17 protein-coding genes are annotated in these 15281 nt (G+C 43.0%); 11 read left to right on the top strand and 6 right to left on the bottom strand.

Translation table 11 applies throughout. The features are described 5' to 3' along the window. The first annotated feature begins 1 nt into the window (after position 1). From galT to HUU49_04945, 3 genes are read left to right on the top strand one after another with little or no spacing between them, the layout of a single operon-like run. A complete protein-coding gene (gene galT, locus HUU49_04935) occupies positions 2 to 937 on the top strand; it encodes a galactose-1-phosphate uridylyltransferase (GenBank protein NUM25925.1) in 936 nt (311 codons plus the stop codon). Between the two features lie 27 nt (positions 938 to 964). Further along, the gene (locus HUU49_04940) at positions 965 to 3886 is read left to right on the top strand and encodes a PBP1A family penicillin-binding protein (GenBank protein NUM25926.1); all 2922 of its coding nucleotides are present in this window, start codon (positions 965 to 967) and stop codon (positions 3884 to 3886) included. A gap of 16 nt (positions 3887 to 3902) precedes the next feature. Continuing rightward, a complete protein-coding gene (locus HUU49_04945; GenBank protein ID NUM25927.1) occupies positions 3903 to 4919 on the top strand; it encodes a hypothetical protein in 1017 nt (338 codons plus the stop codon). A 45-nt stretch (positions 4920 to 4964) separates the two neighbouring features. Here HUU49_04945 and dnaN read toward each other — a convergent pair whose 3' ends face one another. Continuing rightward, the gene (gene dnaN / locus HUU49_04950; GenBank protein NUM25928.1) at positions 4965 to 6104 is read right to left on the bottom strand and encodes a DNA polymerase III subunit beta; all 1140 of its coding nucleotides are present in this window, start codon (positions 6102 to 6104) and stop codon (positions 4965 to 4967) included. Positions 6105 to 6388: 284 nt separating this feature from the next. After that, on the bottom strand, positions 6389 to 7750 hold the full coding sequence (dnaA, locus tag HUU49_04955) for a chromosomal replication initiator protein DnaA (GenBank protein NUM25929.1): 1362 nt from the start codon (positions 7748 to 7750) through the stop codon (positions 6389 to 6391). Positions 7751 to 7968: 218 nt separating this feature from the next. Between dnaA and rpmH the strand changes: the two genes are divergently transcribed. The 6 genes from rpmH to HUU49_04985 all read left to right on the top strand — a co-directional run bounded on the left by rpmH (position 7969) and on the right by HUU49_04985 (position 10380). Continuing rightward, positions 7969 to 8106, top strand: coding sequence for a 50S ribosomal protein L34 (gene rpmH / locus HUU49_04960; protein NUM25930.1), 138 nt, complete (start codon positions 7969 to 7971; stop codon positions 8104 to 8106). Positions 8107 to 8110: 4 nt separating this feature from the next. Further along, positions 8111 to 8449, top strand: coding sequence for a ribonuclease P protein component (rnpA, locus tag HUU49_04965; GenBank protein ID NUM25931.1), 339 nt, complete (start codon positions 8111 to 8113; stop codon positions 8447 to 8449). Between the two features lie 11 nt (positions 8450 to 8460). After that, a complete protein-coding gene (gene yidD, locus HUU49_04970; GenBank protein ID NUM25932.1) occupies positions 8461 to 8700 on the top strand; it encodes a membrane protein insertion efficiency factor YidD in 240 nt (79 codons plus the stop codon). Positions 8701 to 8714: 14 nt separating this feature from the next. Beyond that, positions 8715 to 9464 carry a membrane protein insertase YidC gene (locus tag HUU49_04975; GenBank protein ID NUM25933.1) on the top strand — a complete coding sequence of 250 codons (750 nt, stop codon included), beginning with the start codon at positions 8715 to 8717 and terminating at the stop codon, positions 9462 to 9464. Next, positions 9448 to 9729 (top strand): PRC-barrel domain-containing protein, encoded by a 282-nt coding sequence (locus tag HUU49_04980; protein ID NUM25934.1) that lies wholly within the window; start codon positions 9448 to 9450, stop codon positions 9727 to 9729. The genes HUU49_04975 and HUU49_04980 overlap by 17 nt, the downstream gene beginning before the upstream one ends. A 177-nt stretch (positions 9730 to 9906) precedes the next feature. Then, complete coding sequence (locus HUU49_04985) at positions 9907 to 10380, top strand: hypothetical protein (protein ID NUM25935.1); 474 nt, start codon at positions 9907 to 9909, stop codon at positions 10378 to 10380. A 21-nt stretch (positions 10381 to 10401) separates the two neighbouring features. Here HUU49_04985 and HUU49_04990 read toward each other — a convergent pair whose 3' ends face one another. Continuing rightward, entirely contained in the window at positions 10402 to 11166 is a 765-nt protein-coding gene (locus HUU49_04990) for a hypothetical protein (GenBank protein NUM25936.1), read from the bottom strand. A gap of 4 nt (positions 11167 to 11170) precedes the next feature. Next, a complete protein-coding gene (locus tag HUU49_04995) occupies positions 11171 to 11611 on the bottom strand; it encodes a polymer-forming cytoskeletal protein (protein NUM25937.1) in 441 nt (146 codons plus the stop codon). Positions 11612 to 11746: 135 nt separating this feature from the next. Between HUU49_04995 and HUU49_05000 the strand changes: the two genes are divergently transcribed. Then, positions 11747 to 12016: a 30S ribosomal protein S20 gene (locus HUU49_05000; GenBank protein NUM25938.1), complete on the top strand. Its 270-nt coding sequence runs from the start codon at positions 11747 to 11749 to the stop codon at positions 12014 to 12016. A 2-nt stretch (positions 12017 to 12018) separates the two neighbouring features. On the opposite strand, the gene holA is transcribed toward HUU49_05000, so the two are convergent. After that, positions 12019 to 13008: a DNA polymerase III subunit delta gene (gene holA / locus HUU49_05005; GenBank protein NUM25939.1), complete on the bottom strand. Its 990-nt coding sequence runs from the start codon at positions 13006 to 13008 to the stop codon at positions 12019 to 12021. Positions 13009 to 13074: 66 nt separating this feature from the next. Here holA and truD point away from each other — a divergent pair, with 66 nt between their 5' ends. Then, positions 13075 to 14481 carry a tRNA pseudouridine(13) synthase TruD gene (gene truD, locus HUU49_05010; protein NUM25940.1) on the top strand — a complete coding sequence of 469 codons (1407 nt, stop codon included), beginning with the start codon at positions 13075 to 13077 and terminating at the stop codon, positions 14479 to 14481. A gap of 83 nt (positions 14482 to 14564) precedes the next feature. Here the strand turns inward: truD and HUU49_05015 are convergent, their stop codons facing one another. Next, positions 14565 to 15185: a hypothetical protein gene (locus HUU49_05015; GenBank protein NUM25941.1), complete on the bottom strand. Its 621-nt coding sequence runs from the start codon at positions 15183 to 15185 to the stop codon at positions 14565 to 14567. Positions 15186 to 15281: the final 96 nt, after the last annotated feature.

The raw sequence follows: 15281 nt of genomic DNA on the forward strand, positions 1-15281 counted from the left end.
TATGAACAAATCTGAAATTCGCAAAGATTATATTCAAGATAAATATGTTATTATTGCGCCGCGACGCAACAATCGCCCGCACGACATTGAAAAACCAGTCCGACAGCCAGTCCCTAAAAAGGATTGCGTATTTTGTCCGAAAGCAGTCGATAAAAACAACACCGTTTTAGCCACCACTAAAAAAACAGCTGGGGCAAAAGAGCCCTGGGCCGTTAAGGTTATTGCTAATAAATTTCCGTCAGTAACTACTGACAACCCCAAAGCATACGGCCGGCAAGAAGTTATTGTGGAAACCCCTAATCACCAGCATGAAACCGAAGAACTTTCCGACAGCCGGGTGGTTGAGATTTTAAAAACCTACGCCGATCGGACCAAAAAAATATCTGAGGACAAAAAAATCGACTACATCTTGATTTTTAAAAATAACGGCGGCGCCGCCGGGGCATCGCTTCAACACGCCCACTCCCAAATTTTTGCCACCGAATTTTTGCCACCGAATTTACGGGATAAATCCGACAAAATCCATGATTACAAAATCAGAACCGGCCGGTGCGTCTTTTGCGATGTAATTAAAAAAGAAAAGACCGGGCCGCGGCTGATATTTCAGGACAAACATATGATTGCATTTTGCCCATATGCTTCGCGACACAACTATGAGGTTTGGCTCATGCCTAAAAGACATCTGGATAACATTACTTTAATTAACGAACAAGAATTAAAAAGCTTCGCCCGATTTCTTAAAAAAATTCTTAAAAAAATTAATAAATTAGGTTTGCCGTACAACTATTACTTTCATCAAGTAATCAAAGACGAAGACCAGCATTTTTACATGAAAATTACCCCGCGAGGTTCTGTTTGGGCTGGAGTGGAAATTGCCGCCGGACTCATTATCAATCCCATTGCTCCGGAAGAGGCGGCGAAATTTTATCGCCAATAAAAATTTTAATCTTTTAACTACACCACCATGCCAATCCCCGGCCTTTCAACTAAAACCACCTCCCCGCAAAACTGGAGGAAACCAAGCCGACGACTGCGGCAGCTTGGCGGCAGCGGCTTTAAAAAATTTCCCATTTACACCGGACGAAGCCGCGGACCAAAAAAACTGCCGGAAAATTTCACCAAACTATTGCTCACTTTTGGCGGCATTTTTCTTGCCGGGCTAGGAATTTTTAGCATTATCTTATTGGCCTGGATTGCCAAAGATCTGCCAAACCCCAACCGAATTATTGATCGCTCCATTGCTTTGAGCACAAAAATTTACGACCGCACCGGCGAAACCTTACTGTATGATGTGCACGGCGAAGAAAAAAGAACGTTTATTAAACTGGAAGAGATCCCGGCCAATTTAAAAAATGCCACCTTGACTGCCGAGGATCGAAAATTTTACGAACATAAAGGCATTAGTGTGACTGGTATTATACGGTCGTTTATAAAAAACATTACTACCGGTTCAAAAGTTGGCGGTTCAACACTAACTCAACAGTTGGTTAAAAATGCCATCTTAAGTCCGGAAAAAAAATACACTCGCAAAATTAAAGAGATTATTTTATCCTACCAAATTGAAAGGAAATTCTCTAAAGATGACATTCTGCAAATGTACTTTAATGAAATTCCGTACGGTTCTGTTGCGTACGGGGCAGAAGCCGCCTCGCAAACATATTTTGGCAAAAGCGTTAAAGACCTAACTTTAGCAGAGTCAGCGGTGCTCGCAGCTTTACCACAGGCGCCAACCTACTACTCACCATACGGCAGCCACACTGACGCTTTATTCTCTCGGCAACACTGGATTTTAGACAGCATGGCAGAGCTTGGATATATTACTCAAGAAGACGCCAACAAAGCCAAGGAAGAAAAAATTGAATTTAAAAAACGTGACGAAAATATTACTGCCCCTCATTTTGTCATGTACGTTCGGGAGTATTTAACTGAAAAATACGGCGAGTTGGCGGTTGAACAAGAAGGGTTAACCGTTATTACTACGCTTGATTTATATAAACAGAAAATTGCTGAAGAGGCCGTAAAAGAGGTCGCTCCCAAAAACGCCGAACAATACAACGCCCACAATGCAGCACTAGTCGCACTCGACGCCAAAACCGGCGAAGTCTTAGCTATGGTCGGTTCAAAAGACTTCTTTGCCGACCCCTATCCCGAAAATTGTACTCCGGGCAAAGATTGCTTATTTGATCCTCAGGTTAACGCTGTGTTGCGGCTGCGGCAGCCCGGATCATCATTTAAGCCAATTGTCTATACGGCCGCCTTTAAAAAGGGCTACACTCCGGAAACAGTTTTATATGATGTTAACACCAAATTCCTCAACTATGACGGCCGCGATTATGAACCAAAAAATTACGACCTTGGTGAACGAGGCCCCCTTACTATCAGAAAAGCACTCCAGGGCTCACTCAACATCCCGGCAGTTAAGGCAATTTATCTAACGGGGGTGGACAACGTTATTGATTTGGCCGAAGATCTTGGCTACACCAGCTTTAGTGATCGCAGCCGTTTTGGCCTGTCGCTTGTATTAGGCGGCGGCGAAGTAAAAATGCTTGAACACGTCAGCGCCTTTGCAACACTAGCTCGCGAAGGCGAATGGCACGCGCCGGCCCTTATTCTCGAGGTGCGCGATAAAGACGGAAATGTCTTGGAAAAATTTGAGAAAAAAGAAAAAAAAGTTCTAGAAACCCAAATCGCCCGCCAAATCAATAACGTTCTTTCTGACAATGCGTCACGAGCCTATATTTTTGGCGAAAGTAATTACCTCACTCTTGGTGCGCGGCCAGTGGCGGCCAAAACCGGCACAACTAACGATTACCGCGATGCCTGGACCATCGGCTATACTCCGTCGCTGGCGGCCGGCGTATGGGTTGGTAATAATAACAACGGTGAAATGAAGCGTGGCGCTGACGGTAGTATTGTGGCAGCACCAATCTGGAATAAATTTATGAGCCGCGTCCTCGGCGACACTCCAGCCGAAGGCTTTAAAGAACCAGATCCGATTGATACTGATAAGCCGGTACTTAACGGCTCCATTGCCGAAGGCATTAAGGTTAAAATCGACAAAACATCCGGCAAGCTAGCAACGGAATTTACTCCTGAAAGCCAAATTGAAGAAAAAACATTCCGACAAATTCATTCCATTCTTTACTATATCAACAAAGATGACCCGCGTGGCGATACTCCGCCTGATCTAAACAGCGAACAATACAAGCGCTGGGAAGAGGCGGTCCAGGCGTGGGCACAAAAAAACAATTTTGTTTCCGAAGATCCACCAACTGAATTAGACGATGTCCACACTCCTCAGGATCAACCCAGCATTTCTATCACCAGCCCAAGCAGCAACCAATTAATTACTAGTCGGAATTTCAGCGCCTCCGTGAACGTCAGCGCACCCCGAGGCGTCAGACGAGTTGAATACTATCTTAATAATAAATTAATCAAAGAGGTTACAGTGTCTCCATTCAACCTTGAGGTTTTTATTGAAGATCCCTCCATTAAAACTGGCTTTTACACCCTTAAAGCCGTGGCATATGATGATATTGATAACAATAAGAGCGACGAGGTTGAGCTCAGTTTTAAACTCCCGGCAGCACCAGCAACCCTTACTTGGATTAACCCGACTGCCAGCGCGACGGTTAAAACGTCAGCCTTTCCTCTAACTATCAAAGCAACGCTGAGTAGTTTGACCGCTATTGATAAAATTGACCTGTTTTATACCCATAACGGCCAAACAAACTACATCAATACCGCTAGGCAATTTCCCAGCAACCAGCTAAGCCTTCAATGGCTCCAGACACCCGAACCGGGTTCGTATCAAATTTTTGCCTCAATCACCAACCAAGACGGTTTTACCTACCAAAGCGGGTCGCTTGATATAGCTATTGAGTAATAATTAACTTTTCCGAGTGAAAAAATTTTTTCTCATTTTGCTGCTGAGTAGTGTTATCGTTACAGTTTTTTTATTATGGTCAAACAACACCAAACTCACACCCCAAAGCGGTGAACAAACACTGCTGCATAACGGTATTACACGAACCTACGTTGTTCATCTGCCAAAAGACAATGAGAAAAAACAAAACCTGCCGCTAGTGATTGTTTTACATGGTGGTGGCGGAGACATTGAATCAATACAAACCATTACCTCCTTTAATCAGGCGGCAGACAACAACGTCTTTGTCGCGGCATATCCACAGGGCACAGGTGTTACCTACTTAGGCAAAACGTTTGGTACCTGGAATGCCGGCACCTGTTGTCCCCCCGCCACCACTAATGATAGTGACGACGTTGGTTTTATTAAAGATCTAATCAGTGAGCTGCATAAAAAGTATGCAATTGATTTACGCCGCGTCTATGTTACCGGCCTATCCAACGGCGCCCAGCTTAGTTACCGTCTTGCCTGTGAACTTTCCGACCACATTACCGCCATTGCACCCGTTAGCGGGATTGCTCCTTTTGATGGATTAAAAAAGTGCCAGCCCCAAAAGCCGGTGCCTATTTTTCATATCCACGGCACTAATGACCCCTGCGTCTTTGTTGCCGGTGGCAACTGTGGCGGCTGTTTTGCCAGCCTTACCAGCGCACTCGGTTTAGAGTCTCAACCACACATTTGGCTCTGTTCCGACCTTGATAGTTACCTAAAAGCCTGGGCCACAATTTATGACTTAGATATTAATCAAACCAAAACATACCACACTGATTCTCTAGATTGTCTAACATACACCGACGCAACCAATAACCACCCCATAACAAAATGCTTGGTGTCTAATAACGGTCACACCTGGGCCGGTGGCAATTATGGCCCGGCCTGCAAACAGCCTGATTCAAAAATTTGTACTGTAACTAAAGAGGTGCTCGGACCACTAAACTCAACCGTCAACACTACTCAATTGATTTGGGATTTTTTTTCACAATACCAAAAATAAAGTAATAAAAAAGACGGTTACATTTTGCAACCGTCTTTTTTATTACTACTGCTTAATCGGCATAATAATATACAAGTAGTCTTTATTTTTTCCGCCCGGCCGCAACACACAAGGGCTGCTCCCATCTATTATCTCAACAGCAACTTGTTCATCACCAATGTTTTGCAGGCCGTCTAAAAGATACCGATAATTTACGACAATTTTATTATTACTGCCGCTAATTTCCCCGGATAATCGTGAAAAATTTTCTCCCAGCTGATTATTAGCCGACGAAACCACAATTTCTTTTTTGTTAGGTAAAAACTCCAAGCTCACATCATAAATTCCGCTTCTGGTAAAAAGACTAGTTGTTTTGGTTGCTTTAATAAATTCCGAACTAACAAGGTTTGTTGTGGTATTAAATTGGTTTGGTATTATTTGCTGATAGTCGGGGTATTGTCCTTCAACTAGACGAGAGATCAACTCAATATTACCAAGAACAAATAAAATTTGATTTTCCGCCAAATAAATTTCTACATCCTCAAGATCAGAAATAGCGGCCGGATCCTTAAAACTTCCTAAAATTCTTTGTAACTCCTGTAAGGTTCGGGTGGGAATAATTATTTTTTGCGGAACACTGCTTGATTTTTTATTTAATATCACCGTTTTTTCCGCCAAACGATAACTATCAGTAGCGGCTAAAATCAGCTTATCACCCACAAAGTTAAAAAGTACCCCATTAATTTCAGGTCTGGTTTCACTAATAGAAACCGCAAAAGTCACCTGACTAAGGGCTTGCCGTAAACTTTGACTATTTAAAATATAAGGGTTTTTTCGGTCGATTTGAGGAATTAAAGGAAAATCAGCAGCACTCTGGCCTTTAATTTTTGTTGAGTTATTTTTACACGCAACCTGTAAAACAGTTTCATTCTCAACTGTTTCTAAATCAACTCGATCACGTGGTAAAAGGCCAACATAATCAGCCAATAACCTTGATTGAACCGTAAAATCTCCTTCAGCTTCAACCTTGCCGCGAATAACACAACTAACTCCAATTTCTAAATTAGTTGAAGATAATGTAATTGAGCTTTCTGCCGCCTTAATTAAAATATTATTTAAAATTGGTAGCGCGGTATTTTTAGAAGCAATGTGACTAACAACGAACAAACCCTGATTTAAATTTTCTTGAGTGCAGGAAATCTTCATACGTGTTATTTTATTTCTTAATTTATATATTAATAGTAATAATAAGGGATGAGGATAAGTAGAATAAGTCGTATAAATGTTTTTATTAAGCGACTTTTTAACATCGGTGCTGGGTAAAAGATATACAGTAAACTGTTGAAAACTTCTTGATAATTATTCCTCAACTATTTTGGGGTAAAAGATATACAGGTTTGATCACAAGTTTTTCCCAATACTTATCCAAAATAGTTTCCCCACCACCTCTAGTAATTGTAAACAACTTATCCGGTGTACGTCTGTAAAAATTAATTGTACAATTTTTCTTTGATTAATCTGATGTCCTGATTTATTTTTTCATCCTCATCTATTAATTGAGCAATCTTTAAGTGAGCGTGCATGGCAGTAGTATGATCGCGATTACCGATCTCCTGGCCGATTGATGGAAAAGAATTTTTAAGTTCCTCGCGCATTAAATACATCACAATTTGTCTAGGAACAGCAAGGTTTTTTTTCCGCGAAGCACCTAAAATTTCATCTAGCTTAATGTCGTAAAACTCGCAAACAATATTAATAATTTGTTTAGGGGTTACCGAACGTTTTCTTTGAGTTGAAGAAATCGTTGAAAGAATTTTTTTAACATTATCAATCTCTGGTTCAACGCCGTGCAGCTGGTGGTGAGCAATAATTTTATTTAAAGCCCCCTCAAGCTCACGAATATTGTCTTGAATGTTGGTTACAATGTAGTTAATGACTTCATCTTTAAGCTGGTAGTTTTTTTCTTTGCATTTATATCGTAGAATTGCTGAACGTGTTTCCATGTCGGGAGTTGAGATGTCGGCAATCATCCCCCATTCAAACCGCGATACAAGCCTGCTTTCTAGAGCTGGGATGGCTTTAGGTGGACGATCGGAAGTTAACACCACTTGTTTATTCGCTTGATGGAGATCGTTGAAAGTGTGAAAGAAAGCCTCTTGGGTTCCTTCCTTGCCGGCCAGAAATTGGATGTCGTCAATTAGCAACACATCAACACCGCGGTAGGTTTCTTTAAATTTTTCTGCCCGATTACTAGAAATTGATTTAATAAAATCGTTGGTAAATTTTTCGCACGAAACGTATAAGATCCGTTTGTTGGGAGCGGTTTGTTTAATTTGGTTGCCAATCGCCTGCATTAGGTGAGTTTTACCAAGACCGACGCCGCCGTAGATAAACAGCGGGTTGTACACTTCCCCGGGTTTTTGAGCCACCGCGGCGCTCGCCGCTTGGGCTAGTTCATTTGCTTTACCAACGACGAAACTGTTGAAGTTATATTTTGGATTTAACCCAAACTCATTCAGGCCAGGCGTTTCTACAACCTCTTGCATCACCACCACTGTTTCTGGCTCAGCTTGGGCTTCGTTAACTTCGCTGCCGGCCTTTACTTTAGCCTCTACGCGGTAAATAAGAGTTTTAACCCGATTACCAGTGATTTTTTGCAGCGCCTTTAGGATGGCGGAATGGTATTTTTTTTCCAGCCAGGCTTTAGTAAAGGTATTGGGTACCCCAACCGTGATTGCATCTTCGTTGTATTGAGAGATAAAGGTATTTTTAAACCAGGTGGTAAAATTAGCCCGGCTAAGGGTTAATTCGAGTTCTCCAAGGGCAGCTTGCCAGATTTTTTCCTCTTCCATGTTGGCAATATATTATAATTTTTAATTAAATTGGGTAAATTGTGGCGATTTTCATTATAGCATAATCGAGTTATCCACAAAACCGTTCTAGCCAGCCCTAAATGTTTTTAAGCTGTTAATTACATGTGTATAACACCTTAATTCCCCTTGCTGCTGGGTAGGCCCTTTGACTAAGTCGTAAAGTTCTGATATTATAGTTGAGTAATTATAAGTAGAATATGCCAAAAAGAACCTATCAACCAAAAAATCGAAAGGCTAAGAAGAAGCACGGTTTTCGATCCAGGATGAGCAGTCCGGGTGGTAAGAATGTGCTAAAAAGCCGACGAGACAAAAAGAGAAAAAGAATTTCTCTTTAGGTTTATGTTGCCGACAAGCTATCGATTAACCCAAGAAAAAGACTTTCGAAGAATTACTGTTTCAGGCAAGTCTTTTTTTTCACACTTTTTTAGGCTTCGTTTAGCTAAAAATAACCTTAAAATTAGTCGATTTGCCGTGGTAATTTCCAGCCGTGTCAGTAAAAAAGCCGTGATGCGAAATCGCCTCAAACGTCAACTGCGCGAGATAATTAGGCTTAATTTAGCCAAAATTAAAGGAGGTTTTGATGTGGTGGTATCTAGCAACAGTAAAGCTTTGGACGCAAATTACCAAGAATTAGAGCAACAATTATTACAATTGCTACGTAAATCCCATTTACTATGAACGTTGTTAGCATGGCGGCTCGAGTGACCGCGCTTAAGCTTATTAGAATTTACCAGAAAAGCCTGTCGTTTGATCATGGTATATTCAGCCGGCTGTTTCCTTATGGGTATTGTCGGTTTCACCCCACCTGTTCTGAATACGGCTACCAAGCGATTGAAAAGTGGGGTATTGTTAAAGGGGGTTATATGACCATCGGCAGAGTTTTTCGTTGCAATCCCTGGAGCAAGGGTGGGTATGACCCGGTTAAATAAATAATTTAATATTCATGATTGAACTATTTAATACCATATTATTTCAGCCGCTGTTTAATTTGTTGGTATTTTTTTATAACTTAGTGCCCGGTAATGACTTGGGCGTAGCGATTATTTTACTGACGGTTTTAATTAAGGTAGTGCTGTATCCCCTTTCGTTGCAGTCAATCCGATCACAAAAGGCGTTGCAAGAGCTGCAGCCGAAGATGGATGCGATTAAAAAGCAGTATAAAGACAATAAAGAGGCCCAGGCTAAGGCGTTGATGGATCTATATAAACAGGAAAAGATTAACCCGTTATCATCCTGTTTGCCGTTGCTGGTCCAGCTGCCATTTTTAATCGCCGTGTTTCATGTTTTCAGTCGTGGGTTGAGCTCCGAAAGTTTAGATTTGTTGTATCCATTTATTCAAAATCCAGGCCACTTAAATCCAATCTCGCTTGGATTCTTTGATTTATCAAAACCAAACATTATTTTGGCGGTATTAACCGGTTTAGCACAATTTTTCCAGAGCAAAATGCTGGTGAGCACTAAACAGCCAAAAGTGCCCGGCGCGAAGGACGAAGACATGATGGCGGCGATGAATAAGCAGATGCTATATTTTATGCCGTTAATGACAGTGGTAATTGGTGCTTCTTTGCCAGCCGGTCTTTTGGTGTACTGGTTTGTAACAACGGTATTAACTGTATTGCAACAGCAACTAATTTTTGGCCGTAAGAAAATAAAGCCGGCCGAAACTACAAACAACGATGAAAATCTCAAGTAATGATTTAATCAATCTACCGGTGTACACTGAGGCCGGACAACATTTGGGCCGCATTATTTCTTTTGATATTAACATTGATAACTATCTGATTGAGAAATTTTATGTGAAAACCGGACTGATTCAGGGGCTGTGGCATGAGCAGTTGATTATTAATCCATCTCAAGTAGTCTCAATTACGAAAGAAAAAATGGTGGTAGATAATTCGGTGGAGGCTGGCGAAACAGAAGGATTAAAGAAGGTAAGCCTGTCTCCGGCCACTAAGTAGTTGGTTAGATAATCCAAAAACAAGGGTGTTTTCACCCTTGTTTTAATTAGGGATGCAGGAGTAAAATTACAATAGCCAGTATTTAGAGTTAGCATATATTTTTGGCCAAGGAACATTGACAACCAAGAGGAGGGCAAGACGGTGAGCCAGAACAAAGACCGTAGCCGCTTGAAACCAATGCAGCTAACCGATCATCATATGATTCCTCGGTCCCGACTTGGACCGGAACGAAGGAACACGCTTGGTCGGCGTAACATTAAGCGGGTGCAATGGCAATACCATGATGCCTGGCACTGCTTATTCTTGAACATGACGCCCTATGAAGCGGTAATCTGTATCATTGAGCGCCTAGCTCCCCCAGACTATTTTTCGAACGTCAGGTTGAAAGCCGTTTGGGGCGGTGCCGAGTATGAGTACAGTCTTCGGGCAGAGCGTGAGCCGATTTTGATGATCGATCACTACCGCACCAAGAAGGATTGTGATCGATTTTTGAAGACGTTGTTTGCCGGTAAGGATTGGCCGGCGATAATTTCGGAAGTGGTGACCAGCTGGTCGCCAGAAGGATATTGGCAAACCGCCGTAGTGCGGACGCACCAACGCGGACGCAGGAGCTCTTTTATGTATCAAAACCAAGAGGCCGTTTCTGCCTAGAGAGGAACGGGCCTTATTTTTTTAGAACAAGCGATTTTTGCCGACGATGATCTGGAGTTTTTTGGGGACGATTTCAATTTGGACGGGAGTTTTTAAAACCTTTTGGCCGTCGGTGAAAATGGGCACCGACTGGGAGCTACGGATGAATATTTTTTTAAACGGGATAATGCTACTGTTTAATGAGGTGGTTTTTTTGAAAAAATTAAAAAATCCCGAAGCAATTGGCTGTACTAAAATTTCTAGCAAGCCATCTTTTGGGTTGAAATAGTTGGTTTGTCCGAGATTGGAAGCTAATAACGGTTTAAAATTGCAGATACTAACTTGATCCTGGGCTTGGGTAGTCAAGCGGTATTGATCTTCGCATTCAATCGTGACTCCCTCGCTAGATAATGTGATGCTGGACAGAAAAAAAGTATCGTTAGCCTTACCTAGGTCGATACGTTCAACAATTCGGCCAGCTAAAATATTGCACGCTTCTTCCGGGGACGGGATGCCAAGCATTTGAGCAATTTTGTTGTCCGGTCCGACGGGAATAATTCCCATGGTGATATTGAATCTCGCCGCCACATTAATAACCTGGCTGACGGTTTTGTCATTACCAACCGCCACAACGGTTTTAATGCCGTTTTTTACCTCATCGCGGAGCAGCTCCTCAATGTTACGCAGCGGGGACAGACGAAAAATTTTTCCCCCGACACCTAAATCGGTTAACCGGGTTTCGATTTTTGCCACCAGTGAGCCGTACCGCTTCTCATTCAAAAAAGAATCGTATAAATACAAATACATAAAACTATTTTACCTTTTCAACCAGCGGGGTGAGTGGCTTTTCTTTTGGTTTGATATTTTTATCTACTTTTTTATAATCTTCAACTTTTTCAAAACGCGATTTTTTTTCTTCACCAGCGCTGCACTTGCCGTGCAGGACCGCGCCTGAACCAATGGTTAAAACGGTGGCTCGGACATCGCCAAAAACTTTAGCCGTGCCGGTTAATTCTAGGCTGCCGTCAACCCGGACATTGCCCTGCACCTCGCCGGCAATTAAAGCATTGGCGGCTGAAATGTTGGCAAAGATTTTAGCCTGTTCGCCGACCCGTAAATTTTTTTCCGTTTGGATATTTCCGGAAACCACCCCTTCAATAATAATGTCGCCGTTAGCAATAAAATTTCCTTCAACTTGTACGGACGGACCAATAATGGTTTCGATCTCGCCGCTTTCTTCTTTTCTAAACATAATATTAAGAGGGTTAGTGAGTTATTTTACTTTTTTATTCTAGGCCGTTTTGGCGTTACTGTCAATTTGAAATTATCTCTTGATTTATTTAGTTGGTTGTGTTATGGTAAGGTCTGTTACTATTTATTTTAACTTATGCCAGTAAAGAAAGCAGCTTTTAAAGCGCTACGACAAAGCAAGCGTAAGGCTAATATCAATCTTAAAGTTAAAAGCGACATTATCGCTTTAACTCGCCGAATTAATAAGGCGATTTTGGCGAAAGACGAAGCTAAAGCCAAAGATTGGTTAAAACAGCTCATCAAGAAAGTCGATAAAGCGACTCAGAATAAGGTGATGAAAAAAAATACTGCCGGCCGCAAGAAATCTCGCTTAACCAAAGCAGTCAACGCGCTTAGTAAAAAATAGATTCAATTTTTAATTACTAACAAGTCAAACAACAGCTCGGCGCTCGTTTGGCTTGTTTTTAATTGGTAATCAATTACCAGCAGGTGGCGGTAGATTTTTTTCAAGTTCTCAAGCTGATAGTGCCGGCAGGCCTCGGCGGTTTTTTTAATCACAAACGGGTGAAGTCCGATTTGGTAGCTGAGGCGTGCAGGCGGGTAACTCGCGCCGTGGCGTTCCATAAAGTCTTTGACGAGCAGCAGATTTTTGAATTGCCAGGTAATTTTAGCCAGTAGTTCGGTTGGCGCGGTTCCGGACTGTAATTGGTCGGCGATTAATTTTAAAGCTAATGATTTACGGCGTTGGCCAAGCGCATCGGTGAGTTTAAAAATATCATCGTCAAGCCTGGTTTTAACCAATAGCTCAACGTCGTTGGTGGTGATTACTCTTGCTTTGGCGTAGTTGATTAATTTATCAACCTCGCCGTTTAGCTGCCACAAATCGTTTCCGGTGAGGTCAACAAGCAAGCGTAACGCACCCGGTTCAATTTGAGCACCCCGCCGCTTAATTTCATCGGCCGCAAAGCGAACGACGTCTGATGTGTTTAGCAGTTCAAACTCCTGCGCATATTTTTCTTTTTTCAACTTAGCCAATAGGTTTTGTTCTCGGCTGGTGGTGGACTTGGTTTTTTTGGCCTTCGCGGGTCCGATTTCGCTTTCCCAAAATACTAAAATAGTGTCGGTGATTATTTTATTATTTAAAATATCAAGAATTTCTTTTTGGATTTTAGGGCTTTTATTTTTAGAGATTAAATCCTCGATAATCACCAGTCTTTTTTTAGCCAGAAATGCTGGCGCAAAGACCGCATTTTCAAACTCGGCCGGGTCCAGCTTGGCACCAGATAGCGTTTGCACATTAAGCCCTGATTTATCGATTTCACGGATAAATTTATCTTTGATTTGTGACAGTTTTTGGCGAGACCGAAACGTGTCTGGCCCGTATAAGAAGATAATCATAGGCGAGGTTTATTGTAGCAAAAAACCTCGTTGGTTTAAAGCCTGGCAAAATGCTACAATAATTTTATGTCAAAAACCTCAGTTGATTACTATTTATTAGAACAGGAGCGCTTGGCCGAATATCGGCGCACCCAGCCGGAGCTGGTAACGCCCAGGCGTAAACACACCTATGAAGAAATTTTAAAACACATTGGTATTGAGTTTGATTTTGGTTATTTACCCCAAGGTTATTTGAACTTATACCCCCAAGATTTTATTGTGGAAGAGCTCGATTTGGCCGGCGGTGTTAGTACTATTGAACCAAATCAACAGGAAACCGTTCCGGCTAAGCCGTCCGGGAGGTCGACGCTTTATGCCGACTTGGTGAAAGTCGGCTTTTCTAGTATTGAGGCGGTTCAGACGCTCGCCGCCGGCCTTGGTGTTGACGTCAAAGAAATTGGCTATGCTGGAATTAAAGACAAGGTAGCGATTACGAGCCAAAGAATCTCGATACGAAATTTTGAGATTGAAAAATTAAAGCAGTTCCATGGAGAGGGGGTTTTTCTTAAGAACTACACTTGGGGTAAGGGTGTTGTTGGGCGTGGCGCTATTTCGGGAAATCGTTTTACGATTACCGTGCGAACGCCGGTGACGCTGGGTCAGGGATGGCTAGACACATCCCTTAAAAAGTTAGAAAACGGCTTTTATAATTTTTATTTTTTGCAGCGGTTTGGCTCCCCTCGCCTACTAAGTCACGCTTTAGGCCGAATCATTCTACAACAAGATTATGAACAGGCCGTTAGAGTGTTTTTGTCGGATCAAGGAGTGCAAGATGTTGGGCTACTTAATCGCGTTCGCGAACAGGCCGCGCGCGATTTTGGCAAATGGGCAGAACTGGAACAGGCGTTTTCGCTACTCCCCTACACTTTTCGGTTAGAACTTGCGTTGGTACGATATCTTAAAAATCATCCCGCCGACTTTCGGGGGGCGTTAAAACAAATTGACGACCAAGTAACACTTTGGGTGTATGCGTATGCAAGCTATTTGTTTAATAAACACCTGTCCAGTTTGATTGCGCGAGCCGAAAATTTGCCGGCTGAGCTGCCCTTGTTGTTAAACCCCGCTTATAAAACGGTTGATACGTATGTTGCAAACCTTGAACGTGACGGCATTACTGACTTGGGAAAAAGCGTGATTAAAATTTTTGGTCATAATGTGTTGCAATCTAAAAATAGTACTGCCACAGTTCATCCCGCCAAGATCAATGTGGTTAAGATTATTGAGGGTGCGGTAGTGATTAATTTTGATTTGCCGAAAGCGGCTTACGCCACAACATTTTTAACCCATATGTTTTCGCTTTTTCGGGGCCTGCCCTTGCCGGAATGGCTGAATAAAGAAAAGGTGGATGGTAAAAAAATTCTGGGTCTTGGCTCGGTTGAGGATTGTGAGCAAGTTTTGGGGGACTATATTTTTACACCTCATCTAGAAGAGTAAAATTATTGAAACAAAAGGAAAGAGGCTCGACACAGACTGTTAGGTCTTGGTCGAGCCTCTTGTTGTGCGTGCAGGTTGGACCGCTACTCGTCGACTTCGTCGACGTGAGCGGTCACGGGGACTGCGCACAGTTCGTGGTTACGCACCACGAGAGCGTTTTCGGGGTCGCGATACTTGCCGGCTCCGTCATCCCACTGGCGTCCGACGAGGTTGATTGTCGCCGTCTTGTCCGGATTGCTCCAGACATGGGCATACTGCCAGGTGGTGTTGGCGAGTTCGCGCAGGGCGCGGGTGGTTCCTTCCGGCAGGTCGGCCGACGTCGTCGCTTCGCGGTCAAACGTGAGGCACACCATGTGCTTGGGTTTGTGGCCGCGCTGCGCCGGGGGTTTGGTGAAGTAGTGGGCGTCGGTGAGACGATACCCGTTATTCACCAGTCCGCGCCGGATCATCGCCGTCTGGACCATGCCCAGGTTCTGGATCACCGGCGTGCCGGTGTCCACCCTGCCTTCGCGGTGGCGTCCGATTTGGGCCTCTTCCGTTTGCCCAGACTGGACCGCCGAAACCATGTGAGTGGCATCTACCACGTGGTCGGCTTCCCGCTTCTTTACGGGGATTCCGTTCGGGATATGTTTGTCGTTGGTGAACGCGAATTTCACGATCACTCGCGACGGACCGTTCCCATTCAAACTCAAACATTGCTGCATGGCCGTTTCTCCTCTATTGTTGGCCCTATAAACCCGTTGTTTATCGCCCCATTCCCGTGAAAAGAGCAATAAATTATCATAGCATATTTGGCTTAA

Source organism: Candidatus Buchananbacteria bacterium, assembly GCA_013359225.1.
Taxonomy (GTDB): Bacteria; Patescibacteriota; Patescibacteriia; order Buchananbacterales; family UBA6539; genus JABWCG01.

What these genes read in the sequence shown, in the direction of transcription:
- HUU49_04995 (NUM25937.1), bottom strand. Translation starts at nt 11,611, where the DNA reads ATGTTTAGAAAAGAAGAAAGCGGCGAGATCGAAACCATTATTGGTCCG.
- rpmH (NUM25930.1), top strand. Translation starts at nt 7,969, where the DNA reads ATGCCAAAAAGAACCTATCAACCAAAAAATCGAAAGGCTAAGAAGAAG.
- HUU49_05000 (NUM25938.1), top strand. Translation starts at nt 11,747, where the DNA reads ATGCCAGTAAAGAAAGCAGCTTTTAAAGCGCTACGACAAAGCAAGCGT.
- yidD (NUM25932.1), top strand. Translation starts at nt 8,461, where the DNA reads ATGGCGGCTCGAGTGACCGCGCTTAAGCTTATTAGAATTTACCAGAAA.
- HUU49_04975 (NUM25933.1), top strand. Translation starts at nt 8,715, where the DNA reads ATGATTGAACTATTTAATACCATATTATTTCAGCCGCTGTTTAATTTG.
- dnaA (NUM25929.1), bottom strand. Translation starts at nt 7,750, where the DNA reads ATGGAAGAGGAAAAAATCTGGCAAGCTGCCCTTGGAGAACTCGAATTA.
- galT (NUM25925.1), top strand. Translation starts at nt 2, where the DNA reads ATGAACAAATCTGAAATTCGCAAAGATTATATTCAAGATAAATATGTT.
- HUU49_05015 (NUM25941.1), bottom strand. Translation starts at nt 15,185, where the DNA reads ATGCAGCAATGTTTGAGTTTGAATGGGAACGGTCCGTCGCGAGTGATC.
- HUU49_04990 (NUM25936.1), bottom strand. Translation starts at nt 11,166, where the DNA reads ATGTATTTGTATTTATACGATTCTTTTTTGAATGAGAAGCGGTACGGC.
- HUU49_04980 (NUM25934.1), top strand. Translation starts at nt 9,448, where the DNA reads ATGAAAATCTCAAGTAATGATTTAATCAATCTACCGGTGTACACTGAG.
- HUU49_04940 (NUM25926.1), top strand. Translation starts at nt 965, where the DNA reads ATGCCAATCCCCGGCCTTTCAACTAAAACCACCTCCCCGCAAAACTGG.
- HUU49_04985 (NUM25935.1), top strand. Translation starts at nt 9,907, where the DNA reads ATGCAGCTAACCGATCATCATATGATTCCTCGGTCCCGACTTGGACCG.
- holA (NUM25939.1), bottom strand. Translation starts at nt 13,008, where the DNA reads ATGATTATCTTCTTATACGGGCCAGACACGTTTCGGTCTCGCCAAAAA.
- truD (NUM25940.1), top strand. Translation starts at nt 13,075, where the DNA reads ATGTCAAAAACCTCAGTTGATTACTATTTATTAGAACAGGAGCGCTTG.
- dnaN (NUM25928.1), bottom strand. Translation starts at nt 6,104, where the DNA reads ATGAAGATTTCCTGCACTCAAGAAAATTTAAATCAGGGTTTGTTCGTT.
- rnpA (NUM25931.1), top strand. Translation starts at nt 8,111, where the DNA reads ATGTTGCCGACAAGCTATCGATTAACCCAAGAAAAAGACTTTCGAAGA.